This is a genomic window from Streptomyces sp. iso_384 (genome assembly GCF_056172905.1).
On the sequence record NZ_JBWBTT010000001.1, the window covers coordinates 5,252,553 to 5,274,314 of the forward strand.

Consider the following 21,762-nt stretch of genomic DNA (forward strand, 5'->3'; position numbering starts at 1 on the left):
CGCTGCTCGAGCGAATTCGAGAGCTTGGGGGAGGCCAGGGCGGGGTCGGGCGATGTGCGTGTTGACGTACGCGCACCGCTCGCGCGCCCCGCACTCGTACCCGAACCGCCGCAGACCTGCCGACCTTCCGGTCTCACCCCCCTGACCAGACAGCGGGGTGAGATCGGGCCAACGAGAGGAAACCCTCCCGTGCCTGCCCCCCGTCCCACCGTTCGTCGCGGCCTCGCCGCCGTCGCCGTCCTGCCGCTGCTCGCCCTGGCGGCCACCGCCTGCGGCTACGGCTCCCAGGCGAAGGACGACGACGCCAAGACGAACGTCTCCGCCACAGGGAAGAAGCTCTCCTCCGACACCGTGAGGATCGGCTACTTCCCGAACCTCACGCACGCCACGGCCCTGGTCGGTATCCAGGAAGGCACCATCCAGAGGGAACTGGGCGGCACCAAGGTCGAGTCCACGGCCTTCAACGCGGGCCCCTCCGAGATCGAGGCGCTGAACGCCGGGTCCATCGACATCGGCTTCATCGGCCCCTCCCCCTCCATCAACGCCTACACCAGGTCCCAGGGCAAGGGGCTGCGGATCATCTCCGGTTCGGCCTCCGGCGGTGTGAAGCTGGTCGTCAACCCGGACAGGATCAAGACCCTGGACGACCTCAAGGGCAAGAAGATCGCCACCCCGCAGCTCGGCAACACCCAGGACGTGGCCTTCCTCAACTGGATCTCCGAGAAGGGCTGGAAGGTCGACGCCCAGAGCGGCAAGGGCGACGTCTCCGTGGTCCGCTCGGACAACAAGGTGACGCCCGACGCCTACAGGTCCGGTGACCTGGACGGCGCGTGGGTGCCCGAGCCGACCGCGTCCAAGCTGGTCTCCGAGGGCGCGAAGGTGCTCCTGGACGAGACGGACCTGTGGCCGGACAAGAAGTTCGTGATCACGAACATCATCGTGTCGCAGAAGTTCCTCAAGGAGCACCCGGACGTGGTCGAGGCGGTGCTGAAGGGTTCGGTGTCCACCAACAAGTGGATCAACGCCAACCCGGAGGAGGCCAAGGCGTCCGCCAACAAGGCGCTGGAGACCCTGAGCGGCAAGGCGCTGCCCAAGGAGATCCTCGACCCGGCGTGGGAGTCCATCGAGATCACCGACGATCCGCTGGCCGAGACGCTCAAGACGCAGGCCGGCCACTCGGTGAAGTCCGGTCTGCTCAAGGACCCGAACCTCCGGGGCATCTACGACCTGGGCCCGCTGAACAAGGTCCTCAAGGCCGAGGGCCGGCCCGAGGTCGCCGACGCCGGCATCGGCGTCAAGTAGCCCGCACATCCGTACCAGGACCCAGGATCCCCAGGAGGTGACGACCATGGCGACCACCACCCTCACCAAGGCCGAGGACCGTACGACGGTCGAGCACGCCGCCCGTCTCTCGCACGTCTCGAAGTCCTTCGCCGGACCCACGGGCCGGCAGCTCGTCCTGGACGACATCACGCTCGATGTCGCTCCGGGCGAGTTCGTCACCCTCCTGGGAGCCTCCGGGTGCGGAAAGTCGACGCTGCTCAATCTGGTGGCCGGACTCGACCGCCCGTCCGCGGGGTCCATCGAGACCCCCGGCGGGCGGCCGGCCCTGATGTTCCAGGAGCACGCCCTCTTCCCGTGGCTGACCGCGGGCAAGAACATCGAACTGGCCCTGCGGCTGCGCGGGGTGCCGAAGTCGGAGCGCCGCACCGAGGCGGAGCGGCTGCTCGAACTCGTCCGGCTCGGCGGCGCGTACGGCAAGCGGGTGCACGAGCTGTCCGGCGGTATGCGGCAGCGCGTCGCGATGGCCCGCGCACTCGCCCAGGACAGTCAACTGCTGTTGATGGACGAGCCGTTCGCCGCGCTGGACGCCATCACCCGCGATGTGCTGCACGACGAGCTGACCCGGATCTGGCGGGAGACGAACGCCTCGGTCCTCTTCGTCACCCACAATGTGCGCGAGGCCGTACGGCTCGCGCAGCGCGTCGTGCTGCTGTCGTCCCGGCCGGGCCGGATCGCCCGGGAGTGGACGGTCGACATCGAGCAGCCGCGCCGTATCGAGGACACCGCCGTGGCGGAGCTGTCCGTCGAGATCACCGAAGAACTGCGTGGGGAGATCCGCCGACATGGCCAGCACTGACATCACGTCCGACCGGAAGCGGCCGGACGAGGCGGCGGCCGGACCGGTCGACGCGAAACCCGACGATCTGGCCGGCCTGGAGGCCGGGCTCGACGCGCTGGACGCGGTGCAGGTCCGCCGCACCCCGGTGCGCGAGGTCCTGCTGCGCAAGGTGCTGCCGCCGGTCGTGGCGGTGACCCTGGTCCTGGTGGTCTGGGAGCTGCTGGTCCGCGCCCAGGTCACCGAGGTCTACAAGCTGCCGCCGCCGTCCGCGGTGTGGGACAGCGCGCAGGAGATGTGGCTCAAGGGCACGCTGCTGGAGGTCGTCTGGACCAGCGTCTCGCGCGGTCTGCTCGGCTTCCTGCTCGCGGTCGCCATCGGTACGCCGCTGGGGCTGCTGGTGGCCCGGGTGAGGCTGGTCCGGGCCGCGATCGGCCCGATCCTGTCCGGGCTCCAGTCGCTGCCCTCGGTGGCCTGGGTGGCCCCGGCGGTGATCTGGCTCGGCCTGAACGACCGGATGATGTTCGCGGTGATCCTGCTGGGCGCGGTGCCCTCGATCGCCAACGGGCTGGTCTCCGGCGTCGACCAGGTGCCGCCGCTGTTCCTCCGGGCGGGCCGCACGCTGGGCGCGACCGGGATCCGCGGGACGTGGCACATCGTGCTGCCGGCCGCGCTGCCCGGCTATCTGGCGGGCCTCAAGCAGGGCTGGGCGTTCTCCTGGCGCTCGCTGATGGCCGCCGAGATCATCGCCTCCTCGCCCGAACTGGGTCTGGGACTCGGGCAGTTGCTGGAGAACGGCCGCAGCAACTTCGACATGCCCGGGGTCTTCCTCTCGATCCTGCTCATCCTGTTCGTCGGCATCGCCATCGACCTGCTGATCTTCAGTCCGCTGGAGCGGTGGGTGCTGCGCAGCCGCGGTCTCCTCGTCAAGAACTGAGTCACGCCATGTCCCGTCCCACGCTTCTCGTCATCGCCCACGGCAGCCGCGACCCCCGGCACGCCGCGACCGTGCACGCGCTCGCCCAGCGGGTGCGGGCCGAGCGGCCGGAGCTGCGCGTGGAGACCGGGTTCCTTGAGTTCAACGCCCCTTCCGTGCCCCGGGTGCTGGAGCGCCTGGCCGCGGAGGGGGCGGACGAGGTCGTGGCCCTGCCGCTCCTCCTGACCCGGGCGTTCCACGCCAAGACCGACATCCCCTCGGTCCTGCGCGAGGCCCGCGCCCGGCTGCCCAGGCTGCACATCCGGCAGGCCGACGTCCTCGGCCCGTCCCCGCTGCTCAACGCCACCCTCGGGCGGCGGCTGCGGGAGGCCGGGATCCGTCCCGGCGATCTCCCCCGGACCGGGCTCGTCCTGGCCTCGGCGGGATCCACAGACCCGGAGGCGATCGCAGTGATCGCTGAAATCGCGCGGGAGCTGCGGCACACCGGTTGGTGCGCCGTGCGGCCTGCGTTCGCCTCCGCTGTTCATGCCGGCGGCTTCTCCCGTACCGAGGACGCCGTACAGGCGCTGCGCGCCGAGGGCGTGGCCCGGGTGGCGGTGGCCCCGTACGTCATCGCACCCGGCCGGCTCCCCGACCGCATCGCGGCGGGCGCCGAGGCGGCCGGGGCGGACGTCCTGGCCGATGTGCTGGGTCCCGCGCCGGAGTTGGCGCGGCTGCTGCTGGACCGGTACGACGAGGCGCGGGTGCGGGAGCGGGCCTCGCTGTCGGCGTGAGAGCCCGGCGGCTCAGTCGTAGGACAGGCCGCCGGGCCGGGCGCGCTTGAGTTCGAAGAAGCCCGGGTGGTTCGCGAGCACCCGGAAGCTGTCGAAGAGTCCGGCCGCCTCCTCGCCGCGCGGGATCGCGTTGAGGACCGGGCCGAACCAGACCGTGCCGTCGACGTGGATCGTCGGCGTGCCCACGTACGCGCCCTGCTCCGGATCCTTGCCCGCGTCGTGACTGCGGGCGACCTCGTCGTCGTACGCCGTGGAGTGCGCGGCCTCCGCCAGCTCGGCGGGCAGCCCCAGTTCGGCGAGCGAGGCGGCGACCACCGCGTCGAAGTCCTCCTCCTTGTGCCGGTGGATGCGGGTGCCGAACGCGGTGTAGAGGTCGCGCAGGATTCCGTCGCCGTGGGCGGCGGCCGCGGCGACGGCCACACGGACCGGGCCGATCGACTTGTCGACCAGCTCGCGGTACCGGTCGGGCAGGTCGTTGCCCTCGTTGTGCAGGTACAGGCTCATCGGGCGGAAGCGCAGCTCGATGTCCCGGTGCCGCTCCACCTCCAGCATCCAGCGGGAGGCGATCCAGGCGAAGGGGCAGGCGGGGTCGAAGAAGAAGTCGACGGCGGTGCGGGCAGCGGGCCCGGTGGTGGCGTGCTGTGTACTCATGCGTCTGAGCCTAGGCGGCGAGTGGCATAAGATCCCGGGCCAATCCGCAGCCGGTGCGGTGGGCCATTTCTGTACGCCGTCCCGGGCGCGGAACGGCCGAACAGGCGCCGTTGACGGGCAACGGGTGGCATGTCAGCGTCGGTTCGCGCGGAGCGACCGCGCACGGTCCCGCCGACAGGGCGGGCGACCGGGAGGGGAACGATCATGAGAAGACGCAGGTCCACGACTATTGCGGCGTTAGCTCTGGTGCTGTCCGGGGCGATGCTCACCGCCGGGGCGGCCGCACCGGCCCTGGCCGCCGGCAGCGGGCACACCGGCACCCCGCCGGCCGCCGAGGCGTTCCGGCTCCAGGCCGATCCGACGCCCGAGGAGCAGGAGGGCCTCCGGGAGATCGCGGGCGCCATCTGGACGCCCCAGCTCGCCGCCGGCTGGAACATGAACGCCGAGGTCGCCGACGTACTCTCGCAGGCCACCGACCAGATCCTGCGGTGCTCCGAGGCGTTCGCGCTGGTGCCCCGGCCGCCGGGCTTCGTCCCGGGCCTCGGCTATCTCGTCCAGTACTGGAAGAACCTGCGCGACTACTTCCTCGTGGTGAAGGACAACCGCACCTACCGCGCCTGCGTGGTCGCGACGGCCGCCAACTACCGCTCCGTCATCGAGATGGCGTCGGCGGGCATCTGAGCCCGCATCGGGCGGGCCGCCGTACGGGCGGGTACGTGCGGCGGCCCGTCAGCCCAGAATCGTGGCCGGTTCCTCGGACTCCGGCTCCGGGGTGTGGTGGCGGCCGACCGGGATGACCAGCGGGGTGCGGCTGACCGGGTCCGTGGCCACCTGGCAGCGGAGTCCGAAGACGTCCTCGACCGTCTCGGCGGTGATCACGCCGACGGGCGCGCCCTCGGCGACGATGCGGCGGGGGCGACCGGCGACTGCGGGAGGATGCCGAGCCGCTGGGCCAGCTCACGGGTCGGGATGGTGTGCAGGGCCCGTCCGTCCAGGCTGACCGCGCCGTCGCGCGGGGCGAGCAGCCGGGCCGGGGCGCGCAGCAGGGTCGACTGGCCGCAGGCGTTGGCGCAGACGATGGCGATGATCCGGCCCGGCGGCACGGCCAGGTCGAGGCCGCTGACGACGGGCCGGTCGTCGTAGCCCAGGTGCAGGCCCTCGGCCCGGAGTTCGGGTTCGGCGGTGGACATCGGACAGCCTCCTGAGCCCGCGTGGTTGACGCGGATGAGCAGCCAGAGCAGGACCGGGGCGCCGAGCACTCCGGTGACGATCAGCGCGAGGATCAGGTCGGGGCGGAGCGAGGCGATCTTCTCGACCTGCGGGCCGGTGCCGTCGTCGTGCAGGACCGTGGGGCGCGCCTTGTCGCCGAGCGCCTTCTCCGCCCAGGGGCCGGTGGCGCCCTGGAACGCGCCGAACCACTCGGTCGTGCCGAGGGGCGCCTTGCCGAGGGCGAGGACCGCGTCCTGGTCGGAGAGGCCGACGGTGACGATGCGCTGCGGGTCGTTCTTGACGGTGGTGGTGCAGTACTCGTGGTCGAGGGTGACCGGGAACGCCCCCTTCGCCGCACTGTCGCCGGACGGCGCGGCCTTGTCGTCGCTCTCGCCGGACCCGCGGGCCGCGGCTCCGAACAGCAGCAGGCCCGACGCGGCCACGGCGGTCAGCCGGGTGCGCTGGAACATGCGGAACGTGACGGATTCCTTCGGGAGCGTGGCGTACGCCGGGGACGGGGGCGTGGTGCCGTGGGGGTCAGGGGTGGGGTGCGGTGCGGCTGCCGGACCAGGCGCGCCACAGGGCGGCGTACGGGCCGTCCGCGTCGCGCAGTTCCTCGTGCGGGCCGCTCTCGACGACGCGGCCGGCCTCCAGCACGACGACCCGGTCGGCGGCGACGGCCTGGGTGAGGCGGTGGGCGACGACCAGGGCGGTGCGGCCGGCGAGGGCGGCCTCGGCGGAGCGTTCCAGGACCCGGGCGCCCGCGCTGCCCGCCTCGGCGGTCGCCTCGTCGAGGACGGCGAGGGCGGGGTCGGCCAGGACGAGCCGGGCGAGGGCGAGTTGCTGGGCGCGGGCGGGGTCGAGGCGGTGGCCGCCCTCGCCGACGACGGTGCCGAGCCCGTCCGGGAGCGCTTCGGCCCAGTCGAGGGCGTGCACCGTGGCGAGGGCCGCGCGCAGGCCGGCGTCGGTGGCGTCGGGGCGGGCGAGCCGGAGGTCCTCGGCGAGGGTGCCGGTGAAGACGTGGACCTCCTGGGTGACCAGGACGACCGCTGCCTCTCCGCTGCCCGCCGGTGCGGTGACCGTGCCCGAGGTGGGCTGCTGGACGCCCGCGACGATCCGGGCGAGGGTCGACTTGCCGGCCCCGCTGGTCCCGACGAGCGCGACGTGTTCGCCGGGCTCCAGGGTGAGGGAGACCTCGTGCAGTACGGGGCGGCCGGGTCCGTAGGCGTGACCGACGGCGTGCACGGTGACGGCGGCGGCGCCGGGTGCGGTGGCGGCCGTGGGGTCGGGCGCGGCGTCGGGCGCGGTGCGCTGGTGCGGTACGGGGACGGGGTCCGCCTTCCCGGCCGCCGGCTCCGGCTGCTCGGCGAGGTCGGTCACCCCGACCAGCCTGGCCAGTCCGGCCGCCGCCGACTGGGCGTCGTCGAGCAGCACCAGTGCGGCGTTGACCGGCCCGAACAGGCTGTGGAAGTAGAGGGCGGCGGCCGTGGCCGTGCCGATGGAGACAGCGCCGTCGCGGACCAGCCAGAATCCGGCGATCAACACGGCGGCCAGGCCGATGTACTCCGCGATGTGCAGCCGCCCGTAGAAGCCCAGCACCAGGTTGACGCTGCGCATGGTCAGGTCGACGGCCTTGCGTGAACGTCCGGCACTGCGCTCGGTGTGCTGCGCCTCCAGCCGGTGGCCGCGTACGGTCACGGCGCCGCCGATGGTCTCCAGGAGCTGTTGCTGCTGGGCCCCGTTGGCGATCCGCTGGTCGGCGTAGAGGGTGAGGGCCCGGCGTACGTACCAGCGGGCGGTGAGCAGTTGGACGGGCACCGCGAGGAGCGCGGCGAGCAGGAACCGTACGTCCAGGAGGGCCAGCGCGCCGAGGGTGAGGACGATCGCGAGGACGGAGCGGGCCATCTCGGGCAGCGCGGAGCGGACGGCCTCGGCGACCCGGGCGACGTCGCCGGTGACGCGTGCGGTGAGGTCTCCGGCCCCGGCGCGTTCCAGGCGGTCGGCGGGGAGGTTCAGGGCGCGTTCGACGAACCGCTCGCGCAGCCGGGCCAGTACGGTCTCGCCGAGCCGGGCGACGCGGGTCAGCCCGATCGTCGTGGTGAGGCCCTGGACGGCGGCGACCGCGACGAGGAGGACGACCGGGAGGGTCAGGTCGGCGGCGGGGCGGCCGTCGGCGACGATGTCGACGATGCGGCCCAGCAGCGGCTGGACGAGGAGGCCGACGGCGGTGGCCGCGACCAGGACGCCGATGCCGGTCAGGGCGAGGCCCCGGTCGGGGCGGACCAGTGCGCGCAGGGCGGCCCGGGTGCGGGCGGGGGTGGCGACGGGGAGCAGTTCGGCGCTGTCGCCGTCGCTCTCCGCGAGCTCGGGTATGTCCGCGGTCGTGGTCATGTGAGCACCGCCGTGCGGTAGACGGGATGGTCGCGTACGAGGTCCTCGTGCGGGGCCTCGGCGGTGATCGTGCCGCCGTCGACGAGGACGACGCGGTCGGTCGCGGCGAGCAGCGCGGGGCTGCTGGTGACCAGAACGGTGGTGCGGCCGGTGCGGGCGCGCCGGATGCCGGCGGCGATCCGGGCCTCGGTCGCGGCGTCGACCGCGGTGGTCGGGTCGTGGACGACGAGGACGTCCCGGTCGGCGGCGAGCGCCCGGGCCAGGGCGACGCGCTGGCGCTGGCCGCCGGAGAGCGAGCTGCCGCGCTCGCCGATCCGGCCGCCGGTGCCGCCGGTCAGGGCGGAGGCCACCTCGTCGACGGCGGCGGCGTCCATGGCGGGGTGCGGGTCGGCCCCGGCGGGGGCGGCGGCGGTGACGTTCTCCAGGAGGGTGCCGTCGAAGAGCTGGGCGTCGTGCTCGGCGACGAGCAGCGCGGAGCGCAGGGCGGCGGGGGCCAGTTCGGTGAGCGGGACACCGTCGAGTTCGACGCTCCCCCGGTCCGGGTCGCAGCGGCGGGCCAGGCAGTGCAGCAGGGTGGCGGCGTCGGCCGGATCGGTGACGACGATGCCGAGGTGTTCGCCGGGGCGGACGGTCAGGTCGAGGGCGTCGAGTCCGGCGTGGCCGAGTCCGTTCAGGCGCAGTCCGCCGGGGGCGTCGGCGGCAGGTTCGGCGGTGCCGCCGGTGGTCTCGCCCGGGGCGGCCAGGACGTCGGCGATCCGGGCGGCGGAGGCGCGGCCCTTGGCCAGTTCGGCGCCGACCCAGGCCAGCACGCCGATCGGGCCCGGCAGGAAGAGGGCGAGGCCGACAGCGGAGACGAGGGCGCCGAGGCCGATGGAGCCGCTGAGGACCAGGCGGCCGCCGACGAGGGCGACGAGCGCGATGAACGAGCCGGTGAGGGTGAGCATCAGGCCGGTCTGGAGGGCGGCCGCCCGGGCGGCGCGCACATTGGCCTCGCGGGAGGCCTGGCTGGTGGCGCGGTAGCGGTCGACGGCGGCGCGCTCGGCCCGCAGCCCCTTGAGTACGCGGACTCCGGCGACCAGGTCGGCGGCGACTCCGGAGGCGTGCGCGGCTTGTTCCTGTTCGGCCTCGCTGCGGTGCTCCAGGGGGCGGGCCAGGAAGTGGCCGAGCGCCATCAGGACCGGGGCGCCGATCAGGACGAGGAGCCCGAGGGGCAGGGAGGCGCGGAGCAGGAGCACCGCGCCCGCGACGACGCCGACGACGGCGGCGATGCCGAGGGTCAGGGCCATGTTGACGGCGCCGACCCGGCGGGCGTCCTCGGTGGCCACGTTGACCAGTGCGCCGGGCGGACGGCCCGCCTCCGCGCCGCCGTGCGGGGCGAGGACCCGGCGTACGACGTCCAGGCGCAGCCGGTGGGCGGCCTGTTCGGCGGCGCGTTCTCCGGCGCGGGCGCCGAAGCGGAAGCCGAAGGAGAGGAGGGTGTAGACGACGGCGAGGACCACCAGCCAGATCGCCAGTGCTCCCCCGTCGGGCCGGACCACGGCGCGGTCGACGATCAGCCCGATGAGTACGGGGACGAGCGCCTCTCCGATCTGGTGGCAGGCGCCCAGCAGTGATCCGACGACGACGTCCCGCCGCTGCCCGGCGACGGCCCGGCGTATGACGCCGCGCCCAGCGGTATCAGCCCCCACTTCATCTGCTCCTCAGCGTGTCACGGACAACGGAGAGGCGATTTCCGGCCACCCATCTCCAGCCAAACGAAGGCAAGGCTAACCTGTATCCGCCACGGCTGGGACCCCCGGGCTGGAGCCGGAGCCCCGCCCGGCGGGTCAGACCTCGGCTGCGGGGCCGGCGAAGGGGTCGTCGAGGACGTCGTCGCTGAACGGCGTCGCCTGGTGGAAGTAGAGCCGCCAGCCCTCCGTGGTCAGCCGCCACAAGGAGCTGCGGTGCGAGCGGATCCCCTTGGACTCCGTGTCGAAGGTGAGGTGCACCAGATCGGCGCAGAGCTGCTCGCCGCGCATCCGGGAGGCGGTGAGCGGGCCGGGGCGCGGGGCGTCGTCCGAAGTGAGCGAGGCGATGATCGTCTCTCTGCTCCAGAGCCGGCCGCTGGTGCCGATCTCCCGGAAGCCGGGGTGCAGCAGCGAGGCGAGGAGCCCGGCGGAGGCCCGTACCGCCGGGTCCAGCAGGCGCAGTTCGCCCTCGATGGCTGCGGCCACGGCGGACGAGGGCTCAGACACGGGTCATCTCCACGAGTTTCACCACGGTGTTCCAGTTACGGGAGGTGGCGGTGAGGCCTTTGACATGGCGCGGGCGGCCCAGCGCGACGGCCAGCTTGGAGCGGCCGAGCCCGTCGGGGGCGTACAGATACAGACAGCGGTCGCCGAGCCGGAACTCCTCCGGCAGGAACTCCGCCGCCGCCAGGTCCGCGAAGCGTTCGGCGTCCACGGGCCGGTCGAAGTAGGTGACGTGGAGCTGCTTGCCCTCCAGCTCGGCGGCGGGGAAGGGGCAGGCGTCGGCGACGGCGGCGAGATAGTCGGCGTCGCGGACGAGGCAGTCGACGGCGAATCCGAACCGGCGGCGCAGGGCCTGCTCCAGATCGGCGGCGAGCGCGTCCTCGTCGTCGCTCCCGCTCCTGAAGACGGCGTTCCCGCTCTGCAGATAGGTGGCGACACCGGTGTGTCCCAGTTCGGTGAGCACGGTGCGCAGTTCGGGCATCGGGACCCGTTTGCTGCCGCTCACGTTGATCCCCCGCAGCAGCGCCGCGTACGTCGTCGTCATGGCCACCCACCCTAGGCCCTCGCCCCGGGATCCGGCCGGATTGGCCGGATCGGGAACAGGGTCCGGTGCGGGCCGGCGGAGGTCAGTGGACCAGGCCGTTCCGGTAGGCGTAGACGACGGCCTGGACCCGGTCGCGGAGGGAGAGTTCGGTGAGGATGCGGGAGACGAAGGTCTTGGCGGTCTCCCGGCTGATCACCAGGGCCACTGCGACGCGTACTGGAGGATCTCCACGGGGATGTCCCCGGCGGGGCGGACCTCGCCGTCCGCGATGACCAACTGCTCCGGGTGCCCGACCTTGTTGACCGCGATGGCCTGGGCCCGCAGCTGCGCGGGCACGCCGGTGGCGGAGGCGGGGATCGTGCGGGGGATGTCGGCGGTCAGCGTCGGGACGGTGGCGTCCAGCAGCACGAGGCCCTTGATCCGGTCCGGGTGACCCGGCGCGTAGCGGGCGGCGAGGTGGCCGGCCGGCGAGTGGCCGGCCAGCACGACCGGGCGGTCGCCGGCGGGGCGGTCGAGCACCGAGGTGAGGATCGCGGAGCTGTCGTCGATGCTCTGGGGCCCGTCCGGCCTGTCGCTCGCGCCCTCGCCGAGCCGGTCGTAGGAGCAGACCCGGGACTTCTTGCTCACGGCCTTGCCGAGCGGGGCCATGGTCTCCAGGCCGTCGCCGCCGCCGGCCGTCAGCAGGACGAGGGGGCCGGACCCGGAGGCGTCGCCCGTGCAGGAGACGTTGACCGAACGGCCGTCGATCCTGATCTTCCTGGCCCCGGTGAACAGGTCTCCGAGGGAGCCCTCGGAACGGGTTCCCGGCGAGTCCCTCTTGATGAACTCCTCGTAGCCGACCAGGCCCATGCCGCCCACCGTGCACACGACGGCGAGGGCGGCGAGGGCGTTGAAGAGGTGCGGAACACGGGAAAGCCTCCGGGAAGCGGTGCGCGGATACGGCCGGGCCCGGGCCTGTCGTGACGACGGGCGCCGTGAGCCCCGGCTGATCGGAACGCTATGGAGATCGCGGCCCGAAAGCGGCACCCCCCGGTGGACACCTCGGTGTAGCTCCCGTGGGGGACGACCTCGCCGGATCCGCGCCCGGAAACGGCGCAGCCACCGCGCCCCGTGGGGGAGAGCGCGGCGGCTGGTGTGCGCGGGGCCGGGCCGCGGTGGTACGTGACCACCGCGGCCAGGCGTCCGGTCGGAATACCGGAGTGGCTACTCGACGACCTTGAGGAGCAGGTTCGCCGTGCCCTCGGTGGCGTTGCCGATGGCGTCCGGGGTGGCTCCCTCGGTGAGCGCCGTGGCGACGGCCTCCGGGGTGGCGTCCTGGTGGCCCGCCAGGTAGACGGCGGCCGCGCCGACGACGTGCGGGGTGGCCATGGACGTACCGGAGATGGTGTTGGTGCCGGTGTCGCTGTCGTTCCAGGTGGACGTGATGTCCGAGCCCGGGGCGTAGATGTCCACGATCGAGCCGTAGTTGGAGAACGAGGACTGCTCGTCGGCGTCCGTGGACGAGGCGACGGTGATCGCCTCGGGGACGCGGGCGGGCGAGCCCTGGCCGGCGTCGCTGGACTCGTTCCCGGCGGCCACACCGAAGGTGACGCCCGCGGCGATGGCCTTCTGGACGGCCTCGTCGAGCGCCGGGTCGGCCCCGCCGCCGAGGCTCATGTTGGCGACGGACGGGCCCTTGGCGTTGGCGGCGACCCAGTCGATACCGGCGATGACCTGCTCGGTGGTGCCCGAGCCGTTGTCGTCGAGGACGCGGACGGCCACGATGTTCGCCTTCTTGGCGACGCCGTGCGCGGCCCCGGCTATGGTGCCCGCCACGTGGGTGCCGTGCCCGTTGCCGTCGTCGGCGTCGTCGTCGTTGTCCACGGCGTCGAAGCCCGAGGTGGCCCGGCCCTCGAAGTCCTCGTGGGTGACGCGGACACCGGTGTCGATGACGTACGCGGTGACGCCCTCGCCGCCGGCGTCCGGGTAGGTGTAGGCGTTGTCGCCCGCGGTCTCGGTCTGGTCGATGCGGTCCAGGCCCCACGACGGCGGGTTGTCCTGGGTGGCGTCGATGGTGAACTTCTTGTTCTGCACCACCTTGGCGACGGCCGGGTCGGCGGCGAGTCGCTTGGCCTCGGTCTCCGAAAGGCCGCTGGCGGAGAAGCCGTTGATGCTGGAGGTGTAGTTGCGCTTGAGCTTGCCGCCGTACTCCTCGGCGAGCTTGGACTTGTCGGCCTTCTTCCCGTCCAGCAGGACGATGTAGCTGCCGGACACCGCGGTCTCGGCGTCCGCGCCGTAGACCGTGCCCATGGGAGCCGGTGCGGCTCCCGCGAACGAGGTACCGAGAAGGGTGACTCCCGCGGCGGCCGCCACGGCGGTGATCGCGGCGGTCAGCTTGATGCGACGGGTGCGCTGGTGCTTTGCCATGAAGAGGGCACTCCTCGTCATTCTTTGTGGGGGGATTGGCCCTCGGCCGGACGATCTCCGGGGGCTGGCTCGAAACCCTGACCGATTGACGAGCACAGTTCAAGGCCTTCATGGAGGTGCGACTTCCTCAACGAGGTTGCGTAAGAGGAAATCGGCCATGGCTGGTCACACGGGCCGTGAAAGGCCGACGGGCGTCCGGCTCGCCCGGACCGACAGATTCCGGGCCGCGCCAGGAGGACGTCCGAACTGCCCATATCACCTGCTCAGAGCCGCCCTTGGGGTACCTGGAGCCGGCCGCCCGAGCGTCGCCCGCGCCCCACCGCGAGCCCTATGGGGCAGGAGTGACCATGCGTGAAGACACGTGAAGACCCGTGAAGGTGTGCGCGCGGGGCGTGAACACCCGGTTCCGGGTGTGAAATCGCCAGGGCGTGCGTGCAGATGCGTCGACCGCACCCGTCGTGACAGAGGCTTCACAGAGCCGAAACACAGCTGTCCCGCCCCGGAAAACCGCAGGGTGCGGCACACGGGGCGGGACGGAGAACGTCCGGACAGCAGTCAGCCGACTCCGCTCAGCGCGACAGTTCGGCCTCGATGAGGTCGGCGGCCCTCGGGGTGCCGCCCTCCCGCGCCATCTGCTCGCTCAGACGCTCGCAGCGATCGGCGACTTCGGGGTCGCCCACGAGGGCGAGCACGGCCGCGCGCAGACTCGCGGCGTCGGCCTCCTCCATCGGCAGATGCCGGGCCACACCCAGCGACTGGAGCATGTCGGCGTTGCCGAACTGGTCGACGGCCTGCGGGACGGCGACCATCGGGGTGCCGGTGGCGAGGCCTTCCTGGCTTCCGCCCGCGCCGGCGTGGGTGATGAAGGCGTCGGCCTGCTCGAGGACGGCCAGCTGCGGCACCCAGTCACGTACCTCCACGTTGCCGGGTACGTCGCCGAGTTCGGCGGGGTCGACGTGCGCGCCGATCTGGAGCACCACATGCCAGCCGGGCAGAGCGCCGAAGGCTTCGACGCACTCGCGGTAGAAGGCGGGCTGCTTGGTGAACGAGGAGCCGAGCGACACCAGCAGCACCTTCTCCGCACCGGCCGGCCGGACCCACTCCCCCTGGTCCGCGCGGTCGCCCTGGCAGGCCCCGACGAAGGTGTACATCTCGCGGTTCACCCGGTCAGCGTTCGGCTGGAGCGCCTCGGGGATCAGGACGAGACCGCGGCGCGGGCGGGCCACGAAGTCGTCGCTGGAGACATGGCCGAGGCCGTTCTCGGTGAGCCAGTTCTCGAACCGCGCGTAGTACGCCTTGCCGCGCTCGGTCTGCTTCAGCTCGGCGGTCATGGGTTCGCCGACCTCCTTCTCGTACCCCTCCCACGGGACCAGGTTGGGCCAGAGGGAGACGGCGGGGACGCCCCAGCGGTGGGCGAGGACCCGGGCGGGATAGGAGGTGATGTCGTGCAGGACGAGGTCGGGTTCGTCGCCCGCGAAGGCCTCGGCGAGCCGCGGGAGCGCCTGGACGGCGTCGTTCAGGAAGGGTTCGATGTTGTCGATCAGCTCGATGCCCCAGGCCTCGGGGTCCTCGTCGGTCGGCAGGGTCGAGGTGTAGATCACGGGCTCGGCGCCGGTGGCGGCGACCTTCTCGGCGAAGGAGGCCGGGATGGCGTAGCTGACACGGTGTCCACGGTCGACGAGCTCGCGGATGACGTCGAGGCTCGGGTTCACATGTCCGTGGGCGGCGATGGAGAACATGGCGATGTGGGCACGCGGGGATTCCGTCATGCCGGAGACCCTAAGCGAGACGAGACGTCTCGTGCAACCGTTTTCCGTGTCGGCTCCTTCCGTGCCGGCTCCTTCCGTGCCGGGGTCAGCGTTGATAGCGGGCCAGCACCCGATTCCCGTCCTCCACCAGCCGTTCGCTCAGCTCGTCGGCGTCGATCGCGCCGCTGTAGTACTCCTGGAGCGCGGGGGTCGCCACCTTGTCCTTCCACTCCGGATAGCCCCGCACCGACGGGGCCGGCGCCGGCCGCAGCCCCTCCGCGAGCGCGGTGCCGACGGCCCAGCCGTGCTCGGCCGTCCGCAGCGACGGATCGGCCAGCGCCTCGGTCCCGGTCGGCAGCATCCAGTCGCCGCGCGCCAGGCGCACCATGTTCGGCGGCCGCAGCAGGAAGTCGATGAACGCGACGGCCTCCTTCTTGTGCGGGCTGTCCTCGGCGACCGACAGCGTCTGCGGGCTGACGCCCTGGACCGCGCCGCCCGTGCCGGCCGGCATCGGCAGCACCGTCCACCCGAACCCTTCGGGGGCCTGCTGGATGATCTGCTGACGGTAGGAGAACCCGAGCGGGAGCATCGCGTACTTGCCGCCGAAGAACCCGGGCAGCGCGTCCGATCCGCCCATGCCCAGCGCGCTGCGGGCCGCGCTGCCGTCGGTGTTGACCTGGTCGTGGATGGTGCCGGTGACCACGCCGTCGCCCGGCTCGAAGCGCAGGACCGCCTTGTCCTCGTCGTCACGGTGGAAGAGCCGGCCGCCGCCGGACAGACCGAGGTTGAGGGTGACGGAGACCGGCTCCTTGAGCGGCCAGGCGATCCCGTACCGCCCCTTGCCCGTCAGCTCCTTCGTCACCCGCCGGAACTCCTCCCAGCTCCAGGGGCGCTCCGGGGTCGGGATGCGGGCGCCGGAGGCCTTCAGCAGGTGCGTGTTGGCGATCAGGACCCGGGGCTCCTGGAGGAACGGCACCCCGTGGACGCCCTCGCCGAACGTGGTGGTGCGCCAGGACTGTTCGGGGATGTCGGCCTTGAGCCGGTCGGGCAGGAAGGGGCGCAGGTCGGCGAGGTAGCCCCCGTACGCGAAGTCGGCCAGGTCGTCGGAGGCGTCATGGATGACGTCGGGGGCCTCGCCGCCCTCGAAGGAGGTGAGCAGCTGGTCGTGGACGCTGTCCCAGCTGCCCTGGACGTAGTCCACCTGGACGTCGGGGTGGGCGGCGTTCCACTCCTTCACCAGCTGCTTGTTGGCGTCGACGGACTCCTTCTGCCAGGCCAGCGACTGGAACCGGAGCCGGATCGTGCCGTCCGGGTCACGTCCGTCGTCGCCGCCTCCGGAGCAGCCGGTGAGCAGCAGGGCCAGTACGGCGACGGCGGCGACGGCCCGCCTGATCGGCGCGCGCATCAGTTCTTCACCGCCCCGGCCGTCATCCCGCCGGTGATCCGCCGCTGGATGAAGGCGAAGAGGACGAGGGAGGGCAGGGTGGCGAGGAAGGCGGCGGCGGCGAGCGGGCCGAGGTCCGCCACGCCCTCCGCGCCGAGGAAGTGGGTGAGGACGACCGGCAAGGTCTGCTTCTCCGGGGTCTTGAGCAGGACGAGCGCGAAGAAGAACTCGTTCCATGCGGTGATGAACGCGAACAGCGCGGTGGCGACGATGCCGGGGGCGAGCAGCGGGGCCACGACCGATACGAGGGTGCGCACCCGGCCCGCCCCGTCGACGGCGGCGGCCTCCTCCAGCTCGGTGGGTACGGCGCGCACGTATCCGGCGAGCATCCACAGCGCGAAGGGCAACGACCAGACGACATAGACGAGGATCAGGCCCCACAGGGTGTTGATCAGATGCAGGTTCTTCAGGATCAGGAAGAGCGGAATGATCACCAGGACGAACGGGAACGCCTGGCTGACCACGACCCAGCCGGTCGCCGCGGTGGCGAGGCGGCCGCGGTGGCGGGCCATCACATAGGCCAGCGGGGTGGCGATCACGACGGCGATCACGGCCGCGCCGACGGCGGCGAGCAGGGAGTTGGCCGCGGCCTGGAGCAGCGGCTGCTCGTCGAAGGCCTGCCGGAAGTTGTCCAGCGTCGGCTGCTCGGGGATCCAGGTGGGGTGCAGGGAGCCCAGTTCAGGGGCGGGCTTGAAGGCGGTCGAGATCAGCCATACGAACGGGAACGCGAGGAAGACCAGATACGCCAGGAGGGCCAGGTACTGCCCGGTGCGGGCGGCCCGGCCGGTACGCAGCCCGGTGGACTCACGCCCGGAGGCCGCGCGTCTCATCGGCCCTCGCCCCATCGGCCCTCGCCCCATCGGTCCTCGGCTCATCGGTCCTCGCCTCCCCTGAGTCGGCCGACGAGATGGACGGCGAGGAGCACGGAGATGACCGCGACCATCACACAGCCCATCGCGGCGGCATAGCCGAACTGCCCGTAGCGGAAGGCCTCCTCGTAGGCGAAGAGCATCGGCAGCCGGGTCCGGCCGCCGGGCCCTCCGCTGGTCAGGACATAGACCAGGGCGAAGGAGTTGAAGTTCCAGATCAGGTTGAGCGCGGAGATGGCGAGCGCGATCGGCTTGATCGCGGGCCAGGTGACCGTACGGAACCGGCGCCAGGCGCCCGCCCCGTCCAGGGCCGCCGCCTCGTGGAGTTCGCGCGGGGTGTTCTGGAGTCCGGCGAGCAGGGCCACGGTGGTCTGGGGCATGCCCGCCCAGATGCCGACGAGGATGACGGCGGGCAGCGCGGTGGCGAGGCCGGTGAGCCAGTCGCGGCCGTCGCCGAGTCCGAGATCGCGGATGGTCTCGTTGAGGATGCCGGCGTCCGGGTTGTAGACGAGCCGCCACATGATGCCGACGACGACCTCCGGCATCGCCCAGGGGATGATCGCCAGCGCCCGGGCCAGCCAGCGCATCCGCAGGTTCTGGTTGAGCAGCAGGGCGAGGCCGAGCGCCAGGAGGAACTGCGGGACGGTGACGCCCACGGCCCAGATGAGGCCGATCCGGAACGAGTCCCAGAACAGGGTGTCGTGCAGCAGGTCCTGGAAATTGAGGGTGCCGATCCACTCGGTGGAGCGGGTCCGGCCGGACTGCGCGTCGGTGAAGGCGAGAGCGATGCCGTAGAGGAGCGGTCCGACGCTGAGGATCAGGATCGGGAGGAGCGCGGGCAGCACCAGGAACCAGGCGGCCCGGTCCCCGAACGCCTTGCGCTCCGGATGCTCCGGTCGCCCGGGCCGCCGGAACCTCCCCGCACGCCCGCCCCTTCCACCGTGCCCGCCCTGCCCGTCCCGTCCGTCCCGGCCGTTCCGCCCGTCGTGCGGGCCGTCCGCTCCGGACCGCTTCGTCGCGGTCACCGATGTCACGAAGAAGACCCCTCTGTCCTGTAAATCACTGATGCGCCTGAGGTGGACTTCATCCCGTTCTGACGTTCCGGGAGGCCTCCGTCATCGTGCTGACGGTCCGTCGGTTCGTCAAGGTGGCCGCCAAGGGTGCGAAAATCGCATCCATGAACGAGATGCGAGCGCGCGAGGTGCTCACGGCCGCGGGTTTCCCCGGCACGGCGGAGCTGCTCGCGCTGGGCGAGAACGCGGTCTTCGCGGCCGACGACCTGGTGGTCAAGGTCGGCCGGGACGCCACCGGCCACCCCGAGCTCCGTGAGCGGGCCGAGCGCGAGGTGGTCCTCGCCGACTGGCTCGCCGCGTCCGGTGTCCCGGCCGTCCGCGCGGCCGAGCGGCGTCCGCGCCTGGTCGAGGGCCACCCCGTGACGCTGTGGCACCGGCTTCCCGACCCCGTACGCCCCGCCGAGCCGCGCGACCTCGCCCCGCTGCTCGCCCTGGTGCACGCGCTGCCCGCCCCGACGGAGTTCACCCTGCCGCGCCGCGAACTGCTGGGCGGTGTGGAGCGGTGGCTGAGCCTGGCGGGAGACGCGATCGACCCGGCGGACGCCGACTACCTCCGCGAGCGCCGCGACGGCTTCGCGGCCGCGGCCGCCGCTCTCGTCCCGCATCTGCCCCCGGGCCCGATCCACGGCGACGCGCTCCCGCGCAACGTCCATGTCGGACCCGGCGGCCCGGTCCTGGTCGACCTGGAGACCTTCTCCGCCGATCTGCGCGAACACGACCTGGTCGTCCTCGCCCTCTCCCGCGACCGCTACGGCCTCGACCCGGCGGCCTACGGCGCCTTCACCTCCGCGTACGGCTGGGACGTCCGGGAGTGGGAGGGGTGCGCGGTGCTGCGCGGCGCCCGCGAGACGGCCAGCTGCGCCTGGGTCTCCCAGCACGCCCCGGCCAACCCGAAGGCGCTCGTCGAGTTCCGCCGCCGGGTGGCCTCGCTGCGCGACGGCGATCCCGAGGTCCGGTGGTACCCCTTCTGAACGACCCGGCGAGCTCCGAGCGGCTCAGCGGTACATCGATTCAGCGGCTGCGCGGGATCAGCGGCCAGGACGACTCGACGACCGCCGCCGGGTCGGCCGTGCGGCGCAGATAGGCCTGGAGCGAGGCCGACTGCTCGGCGGCCGCCCGGATCTGAAGGGCGTGCAGCTCGGCGGGCGGCAGGGCGCCGACCGGCCGGTGGCGCTCTCCCATCCGGCGCACCACGCGCACCGCGGCCACCGCGTCGGCGCTCGCGTCATGGGCTCCGTCGAGCGTGACCCCGTAGTGGTCGCACAGCGCCTGGAGGGCCCGCTTGCCCTTGCGGTACTTGTCGACGTGCTTGTCGATCACCAGCGGGTCGATGACCGGCGAGGGCGCCCCGCCGACCCGCTCCTCGACCGACGGCAGCCCGTACCTGCGGCATTCGCGGTCCAGCAGCGAGAGGTCGTAGCGCGCGTTCATCACGACCAGCGGGATGTCCGAGCGCAGCACGTCGGCCACCGCATGGGCGATCTCCTCGACCGCGGAGGCGGCCCGCGCCCCGTGTTTACGGGCGTGGTCGGTGCCGATGCCGTGGATCGCGGACGCCTGTTCGGGTATCGCCACCCCCGGGTCGAGCAGCCAGGTCCGCTGCTCGGCGACGGCCCCGTCCGGCTCCAGCCGGACGAGTGCGGCGGTGACGATCCGGTCGTTCTCGACGTCGGTCCCCGTCGTCTCCAGGTCGAAGCCGACCAGTGTGCCCTGGTGCCAGCTCATCCCGATACCTCCTTCATGGTGCTCCCCCGTGGTGCTCCCCTCGAGTGATGACCACCTTCGCACGGGCCACTGACAGGGCCTGCGGGCGGCTGCACGTCAGGAGACCGGCCGGGAGTCCGTCCAGACCGACTCGAACTCCTCGCGGTACGTCTCGAAGAGGCCGTGCTCGCTGTCCTGCCCCGCCCGCACCACCGTGCGTCTGCCTCCGCCGCGCAGCACCAGCACGGGCGCCTCCATGCCCCGGGCGCGGCGCAGATAGGGCTGGACGACGCCCACCGCGTCCGGTCCGTCGCCGTCCACCAGGTAGGCGGTGAAGCGCGGTGTCTCGTCGAAGACCTGGATCTCGAACGCGCCCGGGTCGCGGAGCTTGGAGCGGACCCGGCGCATGTGCAGGATGTTCATCTCCACCGAGCGGCTCAGCTCGCCCTTCTTGAGGCCGAGTTCCCGCTCGCGGCGGCGCACCGCACTGCTGGCAGGGTTGATGAACAGCAGCCGGACCCGGCAGCCCGACTCGGCGAGCCGGACGAGCCGGCGGCCGGAGAAGTTCTGCACGAGCAGGTTGAGGCCTATGCCGATGGCGTCGAGCCGCCGTGCCCCGCCGAACAGGTCCTCGGCGGGCAGCTGGCGCTGGAGCCGGACCCGGTCGGGGTGGACGGAGACCACGTCCGCGTACCGGTCGCCGACCAGCTGCTCCACCGCGTCCACCGGCAGCCGGTCGGCCGAGGGCACGCCGGCCCCGCTGCCGAGGATGTCCAGCAGCCGGGCCGAGGCGCGTTCCGCCTGGGAGAGGACCGCCTCGTTCAGCGCGCGGTTGCGGGAGACGACGTTACGGGCGACCTCCAGCTCGTCGAGGGCCAGCTCGACATCGCGCCGGTCGTCGAAGTACGGCTCGAAGCACGGCCAGTGCTGGACCATCAGCTCCCGCAGCTGCGGCAGCGTCAGGAAGCTGAGGACGTTGTCGTCGGCCGGGTCCAGCAGATAGCCCTTGCGGCGCGAGACCTCGCGGACGGCGACGGCGCGCTGCACCCACTCCTGCCCGGCCGGTCCGGCCGCGGCCACCACCCACTCCTCGCCGTGCACCGGCTCGTAGATCGGACGGAGGACGGCTGCGACCACTGCCCGAAGGCGCTGTTCGACCAGATTCAGCCAGATATAGGCCCGTCCGGCCCGCTGGGCGCGGGTGCGCACCTCGCCCCAGGCCTCCGATCCCCAGTCCAGCTCGGCGCCTATCTCCATGGGCTGCGCGAGGGACACCGCCCCGGGCGGGGCATCGGTCGATTCCCCCTCGTGACCTGCGTCACCTGGGGGTAGCTCGAACCCTCCCGAGCTCACCCGCGTACCGCCTTCCACTCCCCCACCCAACGATCAAGGAAGGGTACTCCGGGAGCGTGATCCGACGCAGCCCGATGCGCAGGCGACTTTCTCAACTCCCCCACTGCTCAGGCTTGTTCCTTGCGGCGAGATCGGGTGGAGTGAGCGGATTCATAGTGATTGGAGCCCCTGCCACCGGTCGGGAACCGGACGCCCGCCGGGCGACACGGTCCGGATGCGTGTCCGGGGCGGCACGGGAGTGTCCGAAGTTGACCGGTGCGGGCCGAACCGGGCGACGGGACCCGGCCGCACCGCGCGACGTCCTAGGTGA

18 protein-coding genes and 4 pseudogenes are annotated in these 21,762 nt (G+C 72.4%); 6 read left to right on the forward strand and 16 right to left on the reverse strand.

Annotated elements, in window-relative coordinates:
* Positions 1-189: 189 nt before the first annotated feature.
* From AC0VY3_RS23580 to AC0VY3_RS23595, 4 genes are read left to right on the forward strand one after another with little or no spacing between them, the layout of a single operon-like run.
* The gene (locus AC0VY3_RS23580) at positions 190-1,302 is read left to right on the forward strand and encodes an aliphatic sulfonate ABC transporter substrate-binding protein (protein WP_103507572.1); all 1,113 of its coding nucleotides are present in this window, start codon (positions 190-192) and stop codon (positions 1,300-1,302) included.
* Positions 1,303-1,348: 46 nt separating this feature from the next.
* Positions 1,349-2,140: an ABC transporter ATP-binding protein gene (locus AC0VY3_RS23585; RefSeq protein ID WP_030083835.1), complete on the forward strand. Its 792-nt coding sequence runs from the start codon at positions 1,349-1,351 to the stop codon at positions 2,138-2,140.
* Complete coding sequence (locus AC0VY3_RS23590) at positions 2,127-3,056, forward strand: ABC transporter permease (protein WP_475550524.1); 930 nt, start codon at positions 2,127-2,129, stop codon at positions 3,054-3,056. The genes AC0VY3_RS23585 and AC0VY3_RS23590 overlap by 14 nt, the downstream gene beginning before the upstream one ends.
* A gap of 8 nt (positions 3,057-3,064) precedes the next feature.
* Positions 3,065-3,829 (forward strand): sirohydrochlorin chelatase, encoded by a 765-nt coding sequence (locus AC0VY3_RS23595; protein WP_475550525.1) that lies wholly within the window; start codon positions 3,065-3,067, stop codon positions 3,827-3,829.
* Between the two features lie 12 nt (positions 3,830-3,841).
* On the opposite strand, the gene AC0VY3_RS23600 is transcribed toward AC0VY3_RS23595, so the two are convergent.
* Positions 3,842-4,480 (reverse strand): mycothiol-dependent nitroreductase Rv2466c family protein, encoded by a 639-nt coding sequence (locus AC0VY3_RS23600; RefSeq protein ID WP_475550526.1) that lies wholly within the window; start codon positions 4,478-4,480, stop codon positions 3,842-3,844.
* 204 nt (positions 4,481-4,684) lie between these two features.
* Here AC0VY3_RS23600 and AC0VY3_RS23605 point away from each other — a divergent pair, with 204 nt between their 5' ends.
* Positions 4,685-5,161: a hypothetical protein gene (locus AC0VY3_RS23605; protein WP_475550527.1), complete on the forward strand. Its 477-nt coding sequence runs from the start codon at positions 4,685-4,687 to the stop codon at positions 5,159-5,161.
* 48 nt (positions 5,162-5,209) lie between these two features.
* On the opposite strand, the pseudogene AC0VY3_RS23610 reads toward AC0VY3_RS23605, so the two are convergent.
* From AC0VY3_RS23610 to AC0VY3_RS23670, 13 genes and pseudogenes are all read right to left on the reverse strand, one after another.
* Positions 5,210-5,670: pseudogene (locus AC0VY3_RS23610) on the reverse strand (ATP-binding cassette domain-containing protein).
* Between the two features lie 81 nt (positions 5,671-5,751).
* Positions 5,752-6,159 (reverse strand): annotated as a pseudogene (locus AC0VY3_RS23615) (ABC transporter substrate-binding protein); the annotation flags it as partial.
* Between the two features lie 67 nt (positions 6,160-6,226).
* Entirely contained in the window at positions 6,227-8,080 is a 1,854-nt protein-coding gene (locus tag AC0VY3_RS23620) for an ABC transporter ATP-binding protein (RefSeq protein WP_475550528.1), read from the reverse strand.
* Positions 8,077-9,768 carry an ABC transporter ATP-binding protein gene (locus tag AC0VY3_RS23625; protein WP_475550529.1) on the reverse strand — a complete coding sequence of 564 codons (1,692 nt, stop codon included), beginning with the start codon at positions 9,766-9,768 and terminating at the stop codon, positions 8,077-8,079. The genes AC0VY3_RS23620 and AC0VY3_RS23625 overlap by 4 nt, the downstream gene beginning before the upstream one ends.
* A 138-nt stretch (positions 9,769-9,906) precedes the next feature.
* Complete coding sequence (locus tag AC0VY3_RS23630; protein ID WP_103507513.1) at positions 9,907-10,314, reverse strand: nuclear transport factor 2 family protein; 408 nt, start codon at positions 10,312-10,314, stop codon at positions 9,907-9,909.
* Positions 10,307-10,855: a DUF1697 domain-containing protein gene (locus AC0VY3_RS23635; RefSeq protein WP_475550530.1), complete on the reverse strand. Its 549-nt coding sequence runs from the start codon at positions 10,853-10,855 to the stop codon at positions 10,307-10,309. Before AC0VY3_RS23635 ends, AC0VY3_RS23630 begins: the two co-directional genes overlap by 8 nt.
* A gap of 82 nt (positions 10,856-10,937) precedes the next feature.
* Positions 10,938-11,066 (reverse strand): annotated as a pseudogene (locus AC0VY3_RS23640) (DNA-binding response regulator); the annotation flags it as partial.
* Positions 11,048-11,704, reverse strand: a complete 657-nt coding sequence (locus tag AC0VY3_RS23645; RefSeq protein ID WP_475550531.1) for an alpha/beta fold hydrolase — start codon at positions 11,702-11,704, stop codon at positions 11,048-11,050. The gene AC0VY3_RS23645 and the pseudogene AC0VY3_RS23640, both read right to left, overlap by 19 nt.
* 354 nt (positions 11,705-12,058) lie before the next feature.
* Complete coding sequence (locus AC0VY3_RS23650; protein ID WP_475550532.1) at positions 12,059-13,261, reverse strand: S8 family peptidase; 1,203 nt, start codon at positions 13,259-13,261, stop codon at positions 12,059-12,061.
* A gap of 569 nt (positions 13,262-13,830) precedes the next feature.
* Positions 13,831-15,067 (reverse strand): annotated as a pseudogene (gene mgt, locus AC0VY3_RS23655) (macrolide-inactivating glycosyltransferase).
* Between the two features lie 48 nt (positions 15,068-15,115).
* Positions 15,116-16,414, reverse strand: a complete 1,299-nt coding sequence (locus AC0VY3_RS23660) for an ABC transporter substrate-binding protein (protein WP_475550533.1) — start codon at positions 16,412-16,414, stop codon at positions 15,116-15,118.
* Positions 16,414-17,283 (reverse strand): carbohydrate ABC transporter permease, encoded by an 870-nt coding sequence (locus AC0VY3_RS23665; RefSeq protein WP_475550534.1) that lies wholly within the window; start codon positions 17,281-17,283, stop codon positions 16,414-16,416. The genes AC0VY3_RS23660 and AC0VY3_RS23665 overlap by 1 nt, the downstream gene beginning before the upstream one ends.
* Before the next feature lie 41 nt (positions 17,284-17,324).
* The gene (locus AC0VY3_RS23670; RefSeq protein WP_475550535.1) at positions 17,325-18,356 is read right to left on the reverse strand and encodes a carbohydrate ABC transporter permease; all 1,032 of its coding nucleotides are present in this window, start codon (positions 18,354-18,356) and stop codon (positions 17,325-17,327) included.
* 143 nt (positions 18,357-18,499) lie between these two features.
* On the opposite strand from AC0VY3_RS23670, the gene AC0VY3_RS23675 reads away from it, so the two are divergent.
* Positions 18,500-19,366: a phosphotransferase enzyme family protein gene (locus AC0VY3_RS23675; RefSeq protein ID WP_475550536.1), complete on the forward strand. Its 867-nt coding sequence runs from the start codon at positions 18,500-18,502 to the stop codon at positions 19,364-19,366.
* Positions 19,367-19,406: 40 nt separating this feature from the next.
* On the opposite strand, the gene AC0VY3_RS23680 is transcribed toward AC0VY3_RS23675, so the two are convergent.
* Together AC0VY3_RS23680 and AC0VY3_RS23685 are read right to left on the reverse strand one after the other, a co-directional pair.
* On the reverse strand, positions 19,407-20,120 hold the full coding sequence (locus tag AC0VY3_RS23680) for a 3'-5' exonuclease (RefSeq protein ID WP_103507505.1): 714 nt from the start codon (positions 20,118-20,120) through the stop codon (positions 19,407-19,409).
* 96 nt (positions 20,121-20,216) lie between these two features.
* Positions 20,217-21,452 (reverse strand): SAV2148 family HEPN domain-containing protein, encoded by a 1,236-nt coding sequence (locus AC0VY3_RS23685; RefSeq protein ID WP_475550537.1) that lies wholly within the window; start codon positions 21,450-21,452, stop codon positions 20,217-20,219.
* Positions 21,453-21,762 lie beyond the last annotated feature (310 nt).

Coding starts and splice junctions, on each gene's coding strand:
- AC0VY3_RS23595 (WP_475550525.1), top strand. CDS start 3,065: ATGTCCCGTCCCACGCTTCTCGTCATCGCCCACGGCAGCCGCGACCCC.
- AC0VY3_RS23660 (WP_475550533.1), bottom strand. CDS start 16,414: ATGCGCGCGCCGATCAGGCGGGCCGTCGCCGCCGTCGCCGTACTGGCC.
- AC0VY3_RS23605 (WP_475550527.1), top strand. CDS start 4,685: ATGAGAAGACGCAGGTCCACGACTATTGCGGCGTTAGCTCTGGTGCTG.
- AC0VY3_RS23600 (WP_475550526.1), bottom strand. CDS start 4,480: ATGAGTACACAGCACGCCACCACCGGGCCCGCTGCCCGCACCGCCGTC.
- AC0VY3_RS23585 (WP_030083835.1), top strand. CDS start 1,349: ATGGCGACCACCACCCTCACCAAGGCCGAGGACCGTACGACGGTCGAG.
- AC0VY3_RS23675 (WP_475550536.1), top strand. CDS start 18,500: ATGAACGAGATGCGAGCGCGCGAGGTGCTCACGGCCGCGGGTTTCCCC.
- AC0VY3_RS23680 (WP_103507505.1), bottom strand. CDS start 20,120: ATGAGCTGGCACCAGGGCACACTGGTCGGCTTCGACCTGGAGACGACG.
- AC0VY3_RS23645 (WP_475550531.1), bottom strand. CDS start 11,704: ATGGGCCTGGTCGGCTACGAGGAGTTCATCAAGAGGGACTCGCCGGGA.
- AC0VY3_RS23590 (WP_475550524.1), top strand. CDS start 2,127: ATGGCCAGCACTGACATCACGTCCGACCGGAAGCGGCCGGACGAGGCG.
- AC0VY3_RS23665 (WP_475550534.1), bottom strand. CDS start 17,283: ATGAGACGCGCGGCCTCCGGGCGTGAGTCCACCGGGCTGCGTACCGGC.
- AC0VY3_RS23650 (WP_475550532.1), bottom strand. CDS start 13,261: ATGGCAAAGCACCAGCGCACCCGTCGCATCAAGCTGACCGCCGCGATC.
- AC0VY3_RS23620 (WP_475550528.1), bottom strand. CDS start 8,080: ATGACCACGACCGCGGACATACCCGAGCTCGCGGAGAGCGACGGCGAC.
- AC0VY3_RS23635 (WP_475550530.1), bottom strand. CDS start 10,855: ATGACGACGACGTACGCGGCGCTGCTGCGGGGGATCAACGTGAGCGGC.